11 protein-coding genes are annotated in these 14,094 nt (G+C 66.3%); 4 read left to right on the forward strand and 7 right to left on the reverse strand.

What is annotated here, in order from left to right:
• Nucleotides 1-47: 47 nt before the first annotated feature.
• Complete coding sequence (locus M1D93_RS13435; protein ID WP_461172011.1) at nt 48-653, forward strand: hypothetical protein; 606 nt, start codon at nt 48-50, stop codon at nt 651-653.
• On the opposite strand, the gene M1D93_RS13440 is transcribed toward M1D93_RS13435, so the two are convergent.
• From M1D93_RS13440 to M1D93_RS13455, 4 genes are all read right to left on the reverse strand, one after another.
• The gene (locus M1D93_RS13440) at nt 650-2,374 is read right to left on the reverse strand and encodes an ABC transporter ATP-binding protein (RefSeq protein ID WP_461172012.1); all 1,725 of its coding nucleotides are present in this window, start codon (nt 2,372-2,374) and stop codon (nt 650-652) included. The genes M1D93_RS13435 and M1D93_RS13440 overlap by 4 nt on opposite strands.
• A 119-nt stretch (nt 2,375-2,493) precedes the next feature.
• Entirely contained in the window at nt 2,494-4,005 is a 1,512-nt protein-coding gene (gene guaB / locus M1D93_RS13445) for an IMP dehydrogenase (protein WP_461172013.1), read from the reverse strand.
• Between the two features lie 354 nt (nt 4,006-4,359).
• The gene (locus tag M1D93_RS13450; RefSeq protein WP_461172014.1) at nt 4,360-6,438 is read right to left on the reverse strand and encodes an acyltransferase family protein; all 2,079 of its coding nucleotides are present in this window, start codon (nt 6,436-6,438) and stop codon (nt 4,360-4,362) included.
• Between the two features lie 184 nt (nt 6,439-6,622).
• Nucleotides 6,623-8,146 carry an ATP-dependent DNA ligase gene (locus tag M1D93_RS13455; RefSeq protein WP_461175018.1) on the reverse strand — a complete coding sequence of 508 codons (1,524 nt, stop codon included), beginning with the start codon at nt 8,144-8,146 and terminating at the stop codon, nt 6,623-6,625.
• Nucleotides 8,147-8,222: 76 nt separating this feature from the next.
• Between M1D93_RS13455 and M1D93_RS13460 the strand changes: the two genes are divergently transcribed.
• The gene (locus M1D93_RS13460) at nt 8,223-8,819 is read left to right on the forward strand and encodes a dihydrofolate reductase family protein (RefSeq protein WP_461172015.1); all 597 of its coding nucleotides are present in this window, start codon (nt 8,223-8,225) and stop codon (nt 8,817-8,819) included.
• Between the two features lie 542 nt (nt 8,820-9,361).
• Here M1D93_RS13460 and groL read toward each other — a convergent pair.
• Both groL and groES read right to left on the reverse strand, forming a co-directional pair.
• Nucleotides 9,362-10,972, reverse strand: a complete 1,611-nt coding sequence (groL, locus tag M1D93_RS13465; RefSeq protein WP_461172016.1) for a chaperonin GroEL — start codon at nt 10,970-10,972, stop codon at nt 9,362-9,364.
• A gap of 77 nt (nt 10,973-11,049) precedes the next feature.
• On the reverse strand, nt 11,050-11,346 hold the full coding sequence (gene groES, locus M1D93_RS13470) for a co-chaperone GroES (protein ID WP_050054380.1): 297 nt from the start codon (nt 11,344-11,346) through the stop codon (nt 11,050-11,052).
• Nucleotides 11,347-11,570: 224 nt separating this feature from the next.
• Between groES and M1D93_RS13475 the strand changes: the two genes are divergently transcribed.
• Nucleotides 11,571-12,506 (forward strand): DMT family transporter, encoded by a 936-nt coding sequence (locus M1D93_RS13475; RefSeq protein ID WP_461172017.1) that lies wholly within the window; start codon nt 11,571-11,573, stop codon nt 12,504-12,506.
• On the opposite strand, the gene M1D93_RS13480 is transcribed toward M1D93_RS13475, so the two are convergent.
• A complete protein-coding gene (locus M1D93_RS13480; protein ID WP_461172018.1) occupies nt 12,431-12,808 on the reverse strand; it encodes a hypothetical protein in 378 nt (125 codons plus the stop codon). The two genes, M1D93_RS13475 and M1D93_RS13480, sit on opposite strands and share 76 nt — an antisense overlap.
• Nucleotides 12,809-12,861: 53 nt before the next feature.
• Between M1D93_RS13480 and M1D93_RS13485 the strand changes: the two genes are divergently transcribed.
• Complete coding sequence (locus tag M1D93_RS13485; protein ID WP_461172019.1) at nt 12,862-14,094, forward strand: THUMP-like domain-containing protein; 1,233 nt, start codon at nt 12,862-12,864, stop codon at nt 14,092-14,094.

Here is a 14,094-nt window from a genome sequence, read left to right on the forward strand (position 1 = left end):
TCTAGGTTATCCCAGCAGCAGTGCTGTCCTTGGCTACAGTGGGCCTTATGGGCAGGCGCTGGGTGTTTGACGGTCACATAGCGGGGCTTGGGACGGCTTCGGGACTGCGGGCCGTCGTGGGGGTCTGGCAGGTGTCCCCCTTCGGCGCGTTCTCTGACGTGATGGTTCAGCAGCCGTCAGGGCACCGTTTGCTGCTCGCGCCCACTGCGGAGGTGGCCCGTTTCATCTCCGACACCTACCGCTTCGACGAGGTCCGCGTGCTGCAGGTGCACACCACGTTGGCCCGGGACCTGCTGGCGGTCGACGCCGGCGCCCTGGCTGTCCGTGCCCGGCCCGGCCCGAGGACCCTCCTGGGCAGCACGCTGCGGGCAATCCCCCGGCCCCTCGCCGTCCACCCGCGCTGGCTGCGGGTGATCAGCCCGGTTGCCGCCGTTCTCAGCGGCGGTTCACATACCTCGGGGACCGCCGGGAGCGGCCGGCACGAGTATTACGGGGTGAGTGACCTGCGGACCATCAGTTCCGCCGTCGTCAGCTGGGACGGAGTGGACGCCGGGGCGCTGGCTCCCATCGTGCCGGCGGTGACCTTCGGCTTCAGCAGCGTCCCGCCGCAGCCGGGCCTTGCGCGGGTGCGCACCACCGTGGTGGAGTCCTAGACCCCTTCGGCTTCCTCTACGGGGATTTGGGATTCGAACATCCGGAAGTAGCGGCCGCGCAGCGCGACAAGCTCCTTGTGCGTGCCCTGTTCCACGATCCGGCCGTCCTCCAGCATGTACACGATGTCCGCCTTTTCGATGGTGGCGAGCCGGTGGCTGATGGCGATGATGGTGCTGCTGCGGTCCGCGAAGAGGCGGGTGAAGATGCGGTGCTCGGCGAGGGCATCGATGGCCGACGTCGGTTCGTCCATCACCATGAACGAGGCGTCCCGGTAGAAGTTGCGGGCCATTGCCAGCCGCTGCCATTGGCCGCCGGAGAGCCCGCTGCCTTTGCGGCCCCGGGGATCCTCCATCCAGTTGCTGACGTGGTTGTCCAGTCCGTTAGGCAGTTTGTTGATGAAGTCCAACGCTTCGGCATCCGCGGCGGCGCGTCGGATCCGCGCCTCGTCCCTGGGTGAGTCGACGTCGCCGAAGTAGATATTCTCGGCGGCCGTGGCGAACTCGTACTTGAGGAACTCCTGGCTCAGCACCGCGAGGTGCCTGTGCCAGGAGGTGACGTCGACGGCGGCGAGGTCAACGCCGTCGAGCATCACCTGGCCGGAATCCGGGCGGTAGAGTCCGGCCAGGATCCGGATCAGCGTGGACTTTCCCGCCCCGTTCTCCCCCACGATGGCGATGTGCTGGCCTTCGCTGATGGTCAGGCTGATCCCGCGGATCACCTCGATGTCGCTGCCCGTGTACGTGAAGCGGATGTCCTTCAGTTCCACGGTTTTCGGCGGCTCAAGCAGCGGGGGCGCGTGCTCGGAATGCACCGGCAGGGCCATAAACAGTTCATAGTCCTTGAGGTTCGCCAGGTCCTCGTCGATGGAGCTGAGCGAGGACACCAGGTTGTTGGCCGTGGACAGTGCCCGGCTGACGATCTGCTGCACATAGAGGAACTGGCCGACGGGCTGCGCGCGGGCGATGATCTGCCCCACCACCCAGATCAGCGAGACCACCTCCGCGCCGTACTGCAGGGCATCGGCGGCGAGCTGCTTGGGGATGTACCGCCGCTGGAAATCAAGACGGCGGCGCTCATCCGCGTCACGGAGACGGGAGCGGAGGTCCATCAGGAAACCCACGATGCCGTAGAGCCGCATCTCGGCGATGTGTTGCGGACGCAGCAGATTGGTTTCGATCATCCGGCGCTGCCGCCGGGAATCCACCTGCGTGTTCCAGTGCGCAATCTGTTCCCGGGACAGCTTGAACTGCAGGTAGACGCTGGGGACGATGGCGACCAGGACAATCACCGCAATCCACCAGCTGACCAGGAGCAAGGCGCCCACGGCAAGGATGACCGAGACGAGCTGGGTGAAGATCGCCGCGATCCGGTCCAGCACCCGGGCATAGGAGTCGGAAAACCGCTTGGCGCGGTCGTACAGGTCCACCGTTTCTTTGTCGTCGTAGCGCCAGAACTCGAGGGCAAGGAACCGCTCGTACATCTGGTCCCCGACGATGGCGCCCACCTTGAAGCTCATGAGCTGCTGGATGTAGCGGTCCACGCTGTTGAAGGCACCCCAGAAAAGACCCAGGGCGGCGGTGATGATGACGTAGACAATCGCGAGTTGGCCGGCTGCGGCGTCACCGGAGTATGCGGCAGCCAGCGCGGTGGTGGTGAGCGCAGCGAAGTAGGTGGTCACCAGCGGCAGCACAGCCGAAATCAGCGAGCCGAGCACTTTCATGACCACCGCGCCCGGGGAGGCCCGGAAACTGACCCGCAGGACCTGGGCTACCGCGCGGGCGTACGGACGAAGGGCCAGCCGTCGTTGCGGCTGGCCCTTCGTCCGGTCAGGAACCGTTGTCAGCGGGAACCGTAGTTCGGCGCCTCGACGGTCATCTGGATGTCGTGCGGGTGCGATTCCTTCAGCCCGGCGGAGGTGATCCGGACAAACTTGCCGCGGGCCTTCAGCTCAGGGATGGTGGGGGCGCCGGTGTAGAACATGGTCTGGCGCAGGCCGCCCACGAGCTGGTAGGCCACCGAAGCCAACGGCCCCCGGTACGCAACGCGGCCTTCGATGCCTTCGGGGATGAGCTTGTCATCGCCCGACACGTCGGCCTGGAAGTAGCGGTCCTTGGAGTAGGACGTGTTCTTGCCCCGGGACTGCATGGCACCCAGGGACCCCATGCCGCGGTAGGACTTGAACTGCTTGCCGTTGACGAAGATCAGCTCGCCCGGTGATTCGTCGCAGCCGGCCAGGAGGGAGCCGAGCATTACGGTGTCGGCGCCGGCCACCAGGGCCTTGCCGATGTCGCCGGAGTACTGCAGGCCGCCGTCGGCGATCAGCGGAACGCCGGCCGGAATGGCTGCCTTGGCGGATTCGTAGATGGCGGTGATCTGCGGAACGCCCACACCGGCCACTACGCGGGTGGTGCAGATGGAGCCCGGGCCGACGCCTACTTTGATGCCGTCAGCGCCGGAGTCGATCAGGGCCTGGGCGCCCTCGCGGGTGGCCGCCTGGCCGCCGATGACGTCAACGTGCGCCGCCACGGGATCGGACTTCAGGCGGCGGATCATGTCCAGCACGCCCTGGGAGTGGCCGTTGGCGGTGTCCACGAAGAGGGCATCGACGCCGGCATCAACCAGTGCCATGGCGCGCTCCCAGCCGTCCCCGAAGAATCCGATGGCGGCACCAACACGGAGCCGGCCCTCGTCGTCCTTGGTGGCCAGCGGGTACTGCTCCGCCTTGGTGAAGTCCTTGGTGGTGATCAGGCCCTTCAGCCGGCCCTGTTCATCCACCAGCGGCAGCTTTTCGATCTTGTTGGTGGCCAGCTTGTGCGAGGCTTCCTCACGGCTGATGCCGACGTGCCCGGTGACCAGGGGCATCTTGGTCATCACGTCGCTGACCAGCCGCAGCGGGAAGTCGGATTCGGGCACAAAGCGGGTGTCGCGGTTGGTAACAATGCCCAGCAGGCGGTTGTCCTGGTCCACCACCGGCAGGCCGGACACGCGGTACTGGGCGCAGAGATCATCCAGTTCGCGCAGCGTTGCCTCGGGCCGGATGGTCAGCGGGTTGGTGATCATCCCGGACTCGCTGCGCTTGACGCGGTCCACCTGGTCCGCCTGGTCAGCGATGGACAGGTTGCGGTGCACCACGCCCAGGCCGCCCTGGCGGGCCATGGCGATGGCCATCCGGGACTCCGTCACGGTGTCCATGGCAGCGGACAGCAAAGGGGTCTGCACGGTGATGCGCTTGGAGATCCGCGAGGAGGTGTCAGCTTCGGAGGGAATGACCTCGGTGTGACCCGGCAGGAGCAGGACGTCGTCGTAGGTCAGGCCGATGAAGCCAAAGGGGTTGTGTTCGGGCTCGGTCATGAATGCGCCTCTTACCTTGGTTGCTGTGTGGGTAGGGGTTGCAGCCGATGACCAGCCCGTCATTACGGGACTGGCCTGTGCAGGAGATCGGGACCACCACGACGTGCGGCGCTCCGGATTCAGAAAGTGTTGAGTAAATATTAGAACCTCCGCGCCGATCCCCCTATTCCATGCCGGCAGTGTGAGCAACCACACGCCCCACCCGCTCCCTAGCCTCGCAAGCTCGGCCAGGGCACCCTGCGGGCGTGGGCCCAGCCACCCGCTCCCTAGCCTCCCGAGGCCGTCCCGGCTCCCTGCCCTCGCAAGCTCGGGCGGGGCCCTACGCCGGAACGGCCAAGACCAGAAAGCGTGCGGTCAGTTCCAGCCTGTCGCGGCCAGGAGCCGCTGTTCGAACATGGGGATCATGGTTTCCACATAGGTCCGGGTGAGGTGGTTGTCGTCCTTGTAGACGTAGACATTTCCCACCACGCCCGGGCAGATGCCGCGCGCGCAGATGAAGTCGCTCAGATCCATCAGGTACAGCCCCTCGATGTGGCCGGAGTAGCTTTCGAGCGGAGAGGGGTTCACCAGGGATTCTTCCAGGGACACGCTGCATTCGGGGGCGTCCGGGCCGTTGCGCTGAATGCACTCGGGCATGTTGAAGGTAAAGCGGGGGTTGTCCCGGATGCCGATGATCCCGATCCCGGCGTCCGCAAACGGCCGGACGCCCGCCAGGTAACCCGGGACTTCGGTTTCGAACGGGGCCTCCTCATGGGTCAGTGACGCCACCGTAAACACTGCGTCGGGCTTGTGTTCCAGGACGTAGGCCGCGCTGGACCGGTTGTAGGCGTTGCACTCCGCGTTCCGTTCCACTGACTCGGCCCCGAAGCGGCACGCCGGCATCAGCAGCGTTACCAGTTCCCAGTCCCGTGCAGCCGCTATCGGCGCCAGCGCAGCCAGGTACTGCTGGGAGTGGGAGTCGCCAAGCACCACAATGCGTTTGGTGACCTCCCCTTCCGGAACCTCCTGCCGGCAGCCTTCGAGGACGGGGTCGCTGGTGGCGTTGGCACCGGTGCAGGGGGCATGGATTCCAGCCCAGTCGCTGTCCAGCGCGGCCGGCCCCGGAATGATCCTGGCGTCAGGAGCAGGCACCGGGGCGTTCTCCGGGTTCAGTGCCGCCGCCCCTGGCGTCAGCTCGCGCGGCTGGGCCGCCGTCGCGCTTTCCTCCGCGGTGAGCGTAGTCTGCCAGACGGCCACGGGGCCGGCGAGGACGGCACCACAGGCAGCAATGACGACGGCGGTGCGCCAGGCCCGGCGTTTCGGCCAGTGCCAGTCGCGGAGCGGCTTCTCAACGAAGCGGGTGGTGAGGACAGCGAGGACAACCGACGCGCCGACGATTCCCAGTCCCTGGGTAAGGTTGGGTGCCTCCACGCCGGTGGCTGCGAGCGCAAGCACCAGGACGGGCCAGTGCCACAAGTACAGTGCGTAGGAATTGTCCCCCAGCGCCACCAGCGGCTTGCTGCTGAGGATCCTGTCCACGCCGAAGCGGCTGCCGGTTTGTCCCGCAACGATGATCGCAGCCGCGGCGAGGGTTGGCCACAGTGCGACGTACCCGGGGAAGGACCGGTCCACGGTCAGCAGCAGGCCGCAGGAGACCATGGCTGCCAGCCCGGCCCAGCCCAGGATGACCCTCAGGGCCCGGGCAGGCTTGAGGTGGGGCAGCGCCAGGGCAAGAAGTGAGCCCAGTGCGAACTCCCAAAGGCGGGCCCTGGTGTCGAAGTAGGCATACGCCTGGTTCGTTGCGGTCTGCTCCACGGAGTAGGCCAGCGAAAAAGCGAAGACCGCACCGAAGACCAGGGCCAGCAGTCCCCGGTAATTCACCCCGCCGAACGCCGGGAGGCGGCGCAGCAGCGCCCACAGCGCTGCAGTGCCCGCGAAGATCAGCGGCCACAGGATGAACACCTGGCCCTGGATGGACAACGACCAGAAGTGCTGGAGCGGGCTGGCTCCGGCGCGATCCTGGGCGTAGTAGTCAACAGCGGTATCAGCGAGCAGCCAGTTCTGGCTGTACAGCAGCGACGCCCAGGCCTGGTCCAGCACCTGCGGCCAGCGGCTCTGTGGAAGGATCAGCCAGGTCCCGGCAAGGACGCCGAGGATAACCACAACCGCGGCCGGCAGCAGCCGCTTGAACAGGTGCAGCCAGTGTCCCAGGAGCCCGAAGGGCCGCCCTGATTCGGCTTTCCGGACAAACGAAAGCGTCAGCAGGAAAGCCGAAATCAGCAGGAAAATGTCCACCCCGCCGGACACCCGGCCCAGCCACACGTGGTAGGCAACCACCATGAGCACAGCGAGCGCCCGGAGCCCCTGAACCTCGGGCCGGAATGTTGGTTTCCTGCCCTTGGCATCGGCCCCGGAAAGCGGTTTGGCTGCAACCGCTGTTCTCGCTACTGACACAAAAGACCTCACAGGCGCATCGACAAAACGTCAATTTTACCCGGTTGGGGTATTTTCCCGGCCAGGTTCGCGACCCCGGCGCGCCCGGCGCACCTCAGGCACAGGCGGCGTGGCAGGTACCTCGCGGACCCTTGCCGTATCTCCGGTCGCAGTTGAGCGCGGGGCCAGGGGGCTCCATTTCCGGCTACGAACGCAACAGCGCCCGCAGTGTCTGGATCGTGTCGGCTTCGGCAGGCGTCTTGTCGTCGCGGTAGCGCTTCACGCGGGCGAACCGCAGTGCAATTCCGCCGGGATAGCGCGAAGAAGACTGGACGCCGTCGATTGCGATCTCCACCACGGTGATGGGCTCCACCCAGACGGTGCCCGCGGTGCGCCGGACTTCGAGCTCCTGGAAGCGCTCCGTCTGCCACCGCAGCAGCGCGTCGGTGAGGCCCTTGAAAGTCTTACCGACCATCACGTAGCCGCCGGGTTCGCCGAACTCGCCTGCAGAGTCGAGGGCTCCGAGGTGCAGGTTCGACAGCAGCCCGGTGCGCCGTCCTGACCCCCACTCGCACGCGAGCACCACCAGGTCGTAGGTGAGCACCGGCTTCACCTTGATCCAGTTGGAACCCCGCCGGCCGGCCGCGTAGGCCGATCCAATCGCCTTCACCACCACGCCCTCATGGCCCGCGGCGAGAGCATCCCGCGCCACTTTTTCGGCGACGGCCGCCTCCGCCGTGATCTCCCCGGGGATCCGGTATCCGGGGGCGATGCCTTCGAGCACCTTGATGCGGGTCGAAAGCGGCTCGTCGAGCAGGTCGCGCCCGTCGAGGTGCAGCACGTCGAAGAACCACGGATGCAGCAAGGTGGCGCGCGCGCCGTCCGCCCCGAACCGGGACATGGTCTCCTGGAACGGCCGCGGGCCGCCGTCCTCGTTGAGGGCGAGGGTCTCGCCGTCCAGGATCACATCCCGCACGGGCAGGCGGCGCACCACGTCGGCCACCTCGGGCAGGCGATGGGTCACCTCGGCAAGGGTGCGGGTAAAGATGCGCACACCGTCGCCGAGGCGATGCACCTGGATCCGCGCGCCGTCGAGCTTGAATTCCACCGATGCCTCCCCTGTGACTTCCAGCGCCGCGCCGGCGCTGGCCGCGGTTGAGGCGAGCATGGGCTGCACCGGGCGGCCCACCGCCAGGCCGACGGCGTCGAGTTGCTCCATGGTGCCGGTCAGCGCCAGAAGGGCGGTCTCGCCAAGATCGCCGGAGAGCATGGCCGCACGGCGAACGGCGTCCAGGGGCCGGTCGGCGGCACGGGCAATGGCATCGGCGAGAATACCCTCAAGCGCACCGGTCCGCAGTTCGCCGAGCAGCACACCGGAGATGAAGGCCTGCTCGCGCTCCGTGGCTGCCGCCGTCAGCGTCCGGAGGGTGGCCGCGCGCTCCGCTGCAGATCCTGCGCCTGAGGTCACGAGCAGCCGGTTCAGCGCCGCGTCGAGATCGGCGATGGTAAGGCCCGGTTCAGCGGCGGGCTCCCCCATGGCCGCTGACATCCCGCGCCAACCGACTCCCACCCGGCCCTGCCGCGGCCTGGCACTCAGCAGGCCCACCGCCGTCGTGATCTCCCCGGGGTCCAGCCGGCGCAGCAGGTCCGCCAAAGCCTCCACCTTCGCGAGCCTGGAACGGGTGGACGCGACGGCTTCCGTGGTTTTTACAAGCTCATCGAGCAGCATGGCAACAGTGTGCCACGGCTCTTGTGCCGGGTGGCTGATGCTGGACAGTGCGGGGAGGCAGTTCCAGACTGGACGGATGGGAATCATCGTCGCAAACCTGTTCCTCACCCTTGACGGCGTCTACCAGGGGCCCGGCGGCCGCGAGGAGGACAGTGAGGGCGGCTTCGCGTTCGGCGGCTGGCAGGCGCCGGTGAACGACGACGAGGCCGACGCTGCCATCGAAGCCGAGATCGACCGGATCGACGCGCTGCTTCTCGGCCGGAAGACCTACGACATCTTCGCGGGCTACTGGCCGCACCAGTCCGACAAGGTTGGCGGCACGCTCAACCGGGTGCCCAAGTTCGTTGTCTCCAACACCCTGACGGCTCCGGCTTGGGCGGGCACAACCGTCCTGCCGGACGCCACGGCCGCGGGCCGGCTCAGAGAGGAGTACAACCAGGTGCACATGTTCGGCAGCGGCGTCCTCATCCGTTCACTGCTCGCCGCGGACGTTCTGGACCGCCTGCACCTCTGGCTCTATCCGGTGACCCTCGGACAGGGCAAACGCCTCTTCGACGCCGGCACCATCCCTTCCTCCTTCCGCCTCCTCGAGCCGGCCCGCAGCTTCCCGAAAGGGGCGGTGTCGCTGGTTTACGAGCGGGCGGGCGATGTTGAGACGCGCGACATGGGGTAAATGTGATGGGAAAGGTTTGGGGCGGGTGGACGAACTGGTCTTGTCCACGGCACCGGTGATCCTTGGCGCCGGCAATCGCCGTTCGACGGGTTCGATCACGACGTCGACCTTGAAATCATTAAAACTGTTAGTTCAGGTTTGCAGTCCAACGCCCCATCAGCTCCTGAAGCTTTCCATCCAACGCCCCATCAGCTCCTGCGGCTTTCCGTCCAACGCCCCATCAGCTCCTGCGGCTTTCGGTCCAACGCCCCATCAGCCCCTGCGGCTTTCGGCTCATCGCTCCATCACTAACTAATGAAGCCCGACGGCGTTGCTCCCGCAGGCATATGCTTTCGGCGCCTTCGGTTCACCCAACGGTGATGGAGGCTTGCCCGATTGCTGCAGGACGTGATGGAGGGTTGCCGGATTTGCTTCAGGACCTGATGGCGGGTTGCCCGATTTGCTGCAGGACGTGATGGAGCGTCCGACGGCACCAAAAAACCGGCCCAGCTGCACGCTGGACCGGTTCTTTGTGTATGCAGACGTGCTGCGGAGGCTGCAGCCTAGTGGCTGTGGCCTGCGTGCTCGTCTTCCTCGGCAGGCTTCTCGACAACAAGGGTCTCGGTGGTGAGAACCAGTGCTGCGATGGAGGCTGCGTTGCGGAGGGCTGCGCGGGTGACCTTGACGGGGTCGATGACGCCGGCGCCGATCAGGTCCTCGTACTCGCCCGTCTTGGCGTTGAAGCCGTTATTGGTTTCGAGTTCGGCAACCTTGGCGGTGATGACGTAGCCGTCGAAGCCGGCGTTCTGGGCGATCCAGCGCAGCGGCTGGACCAGGGCGCGGCGGACAATGCCCACAGCAGCGGCGGCGTCGCCTTCGAGTGCCTTGACGGCCGGGTCCTCATCCAGTGCCTTGAGGGCGTGGATCAGGGCGGAGCCGCCACCGGCGACGATGCCTTCTTCGAGGGCAGCGCGGGTGGAGGAAACAGCGTCCTCGATGCGGTGCTTCTTTTCCTTCAGCTCAACCTCGGTGGCTGCGCCGACCTTGATCACGCCGATGCCGCCGGCCAGCTTGGCCAGGCGCTCCTGGAGCTTTTCGCGGTCCCAGTCGGAGTCGGTGCGGGTCAGCTCGGCACGGAGCTGGGCAACGCGTGCTGCCACGTCTTCTGCCGAACCGGCGCCGTCCACGATGGTGGTGTTGTCCTTGGTGACCGTGATCCGGCGGGCGGTACCCAGCACCTCAAGGCCAACGGTGTCCAGGCTCAGGCCCAGTTCCGGCGAGACAACCTGCGCACCGGTGAGGGTGGCGATGTCCTGCAGCATGGCCTTGCGGCGGTCGCCGAAGCCCGGAGCCTTGACGGCAACAACATTCAGGGTGCCGCGGATGCGGTTGACGATCAGCGTGGACAGGGCCTCGCCCTCGACGTCCTCAGCGATGATGAACAGCGGCTTGGAGCTCTGCAGCGCCTTTTCCAGCAGCGGCAGGAATTCCTGCACTGAGGAGATCTTGCCCTGGTTGATCAGGATAAGGGCGTCCTCGAGGACGGCTTCCTGGCGCTCTGCGTCGGTGACGAAGTACGGGGACAGGTAGCCCTTGTCGAACTGCATGCCCTCGGTGAGGACCAGTTCGGTCTGCGTCGTGGAGGACTCTTCGATGGTGATCACACCATCCTTGCCAACCTTGCCAAATGCCTCGGCGAGGAGCTCGCCGATTTCTTCGCTCTGGGCGGAGATTGCCGCAACGCTGGCCACCTGGGTGCCTTCGACGGGGCGGGCGTTCTCCAGCAGGCGGGCAGCAACGGCTTCGACGGAAACCTCGATGCCGCGCTTGATCTGGCCGGGAGCGGCACCTGCCGCTACGTTGCGCAGGCCTTCCTTGACCAGGGCCTGGGCCAGAACCGTTGCGGTGGTGGTGCCGTCGCCGGCAACATCGTTGGTCTTGGTGGCGACTTCCTTGGCCAGCTGGGCGCCAAGGTTCTCGTACGGGTCGTCCAGCTCAACTTCGCGGGCGATGGTGACGCCGTCGTTCGTGATGGTGGGAGCGCCCCACTTCTTGTCCAGGACGACGTTGCGGCCGCGCGGGCCGAGCGTCACCTTGACGGTGTTGGCGAGCTTATCAATGCCGGCTTCAAGAGACCGGCGGGCAGCGTCGTTAAACGCAAGCTGCTTTGCCATGGTTTTGTCCTTTCAAGACAGAACCCCGCGCAGCTGACCAGCAGAACGCATGACCAGCGGCACGGGGATCCGGGGAGTTACTTTACGACGATCGCCAGGACGTCGCGGGCGGACAGTACGAGGTACTCGGTGCCGCTGTGCTTGACTTCGGTTCCGCCGTACTTGGAGTAGATAACAACGTCGCCCTCAGCAACGTCGAGCGGGACGCGGTTGCCGTTGTCGTCAAAGCGGCCGGGGCCTACTGCAACAACTTCGCCTTCCTGGGGCTTCTCCTGCGCGGAGTCCGGGATAACCAGGCCGGAAGCCGTGGTCTGCTCGGCTTCGAGCGGGCGGACAACAATACGATCCTCAAGAGGCTTAATAGAGACCGACACTCGGACCTCTCCTTTTCGTCAGCAAATTCGTGGACTGGAAAGCTTTCCGCCGTGGCTGGCAAACCGTCGTCGCGGTGCCGGCAGCAGCCTGGCTGGCAGCTCTTCATGTGTTAGCACCCTCCTAGGGAGAGTGCTAATGAAGACTCTATGTAAGGGTTAGCACTCGGTCAAGGCGAGTGCCAGCGTTTCGTCATTCGCGAACTTCCCGCATGTACATTTGAGCGGTGCGAGCTGCCGTTTACCTGATCCTTGCCAACCTTTTCTGGGCCGGAAATTTTGTGGTCGGCCAGGCCGCCATGAAGACCATGGAGCCGCTCCAGCTGACGTTCTGGCGGTGGGTGCTGGCCGCCGTGCCGTTGCTGGTACTGGCCCATGCGGTGGAGCGGCCGGACTGGCGGGCTGTCCTGCGCCGCTGGCCGGTCCTGCTGCTCCTGAGTTCCCTGGGCATGAGCGGCTACACCCTGTTGCTCTACAGCGCCCTGCAGAACACCTCTGCCCTGAACGCGTCCCTGGTGACGGCCGCGAACCCGGCGCTGATCATGGTGCTGGCCGTGGTCCTCCTCCGGGACAGGCCGCGCCCGCTGAGCTGGGTGGGGATCGGCCTGGGCCTCCTCGGAGTCCTGCTGGTGCTCACCGGCGGCGAGCTGCAGCGCCTGCTGACGTTTTCCATCAATAGGGGCGAGCTGCTGATCCTTGGGGCCATCACCGTCTGGGGGCTGTACACGATCATCGCCCGCAGGCTGAGCATCCCCGCCATCACCTCCACGGCAGTTCAGGTGGCGATGGCGGCCGTGGTCCTGACCCCGCTCGCCCTCGTGACGGGCGCCGGCCTGCCGGGGACCCCTTCGGAGGGCTGGTCCCTGGCGTTCATCGCACTGTTTCCTTCACTGGGTTCCTACCTGCTCTGGAACCTTGCCCTGAAGCGGACCACCGCGGCCAACGCCGGCAACTACCTGAACCTCATCGCGGTGTTCACCGCTATCATCACCGTGGCCCTGGGTCAGTCCGTCACTGTGCCGCAGATGATCGGCGGCGTCCTAGTCATTTCCGGGGTGTTGCTCACCAGTGCCGGCGGAAAGGCGCCTCAGCGTCCCAGGTCATCGAAGTCGACGTCCTCCCCGCCCTCACCTTCGCCGGCGGCCGAACCCCGCCCGCGGTAAAGCACCACCGCCGCCCCTGCCGCCGTCAGCAGGGAAGCAACCAGAACGGCGATGCTGCCGGCACGGGCACCGGCGTAAAGCCCGCGGATGTCCCGCGCTTCCTGGGTGTCACCGGCGATGTCGTCACCGCCCACAGAGTAGACAGTGGCGTTGAACGTATCGAGGAAAAAGATCACCACCAGGAGCCCGATGCACACCACCGCCACCAGGGATCCGGCGATCAGTGCCGGCCGGGCAAATCTGGCGGGGCCCCTGTCCCTGGCTCGTTCTCCGGACTGCTCGGGACCTGCGCTCTCTTCCATGCTTTCAACACTATCCGCATCCCGCCGGACCCTCCTCCACTAGGCTGGAACGCATGTCTCACGCTCCCCAGGACCAGATCGCGCCGCTGCTCACCCCCGAGGGATGGGACCTTTTGGCGTCTTTGGGGCCCTACCAGGAGGACACGTCGTTCGAACTGAACTCCGCCCTGCGCAAGGCCGGGCACTCCCCCGCCATGGTCTCGGCCGTCCTGACCCAGTCCAGGCTCCGCACCAGGGCCGAAGCCAAGTTCGGTGAATTCGCCCGGAGCATGCTGTTCACCCAGGCCGGCCTGGAGCAGGCAACCAGGCTGAACGTGGCCGCCCGGCACGCCCAGCGGTTTGCCGAGGCCGGGATCAAGCACGTGGCGGACCTGGGCTGCGGCCTGGCCGCGGACTCACTGGCGCTGGCGTCGATGGACATCACCGTGACGGCGGTGGAAATGGACGAGACCACCGCCGCCTGCGCCACGGTGAACCTCATCCCCTTCCCCAACGCCACCGTGGTCCATGCAGATGCCACCGCCGTTCCGCTGGACGGGATCGACGGCGTCTGGCTGGATCCTGCGCGGCGGGTCACCTCCACCTCCGGAACCAAGCGCATCTGGGACCCCGAAGCCTTTTCGCCGCCGCTGTCCTTTGTCCAGTCCCTGGCGGCCTCCGGCCGGGCGGTCGGCGTCAAAATGGGACCGGGGATGCCGCATGATTCGGTACCCGCGGACTGCGAAGCCCAGTGGGTTTCAGTGTCCGGGGATGTCACCGAAGTGGCCCTGTGGTTCAATGCCGTCCGGCGGCCCGGAGTCCGCAGGGCAGCTCTGGTCCTGGGTAGCGAAGGTGCGGCGGAACTGACCAGCGGCGAGGATTTCGGCGCAGGACCCGCAGCCCAGGTGGGTCCGGTGAAGGGCTACCTGTACGAGCCGGACGGTGCAGTGATCCGCGCGGGGCTGGTGGCAGACGTCGCGCTGCAGCTGGGCGGGCACCTGGTGGATGAACACATTGCCTACATCTGCGCACCGCAGCTGGTGGACACCCCCTTCGCACGGGCCTACAAAGTGCTGGACGTGATGCCGTACAACGTCAAGGCGCTCAAGGCGTGGGTGAAGGCGGAGGGAATCGGAGTGCTGGACATCAAGAAACGCGGCACCGCCGTCACTCCTGAGGAACTCCGCAAACAGTTGCTGCCCGGCGGCAAGAACGCAGGCAGCAAGAAGGGCGGCAACAAAACAGCCACCCTGGTCCTGACCCGCATCGGGGAGGACAGGGTGGCCATCGTGGTGGAGCCGGCCTAA

This window comes from Arthrobacter sp. Z1-9 (assembly GCF_054792695.1).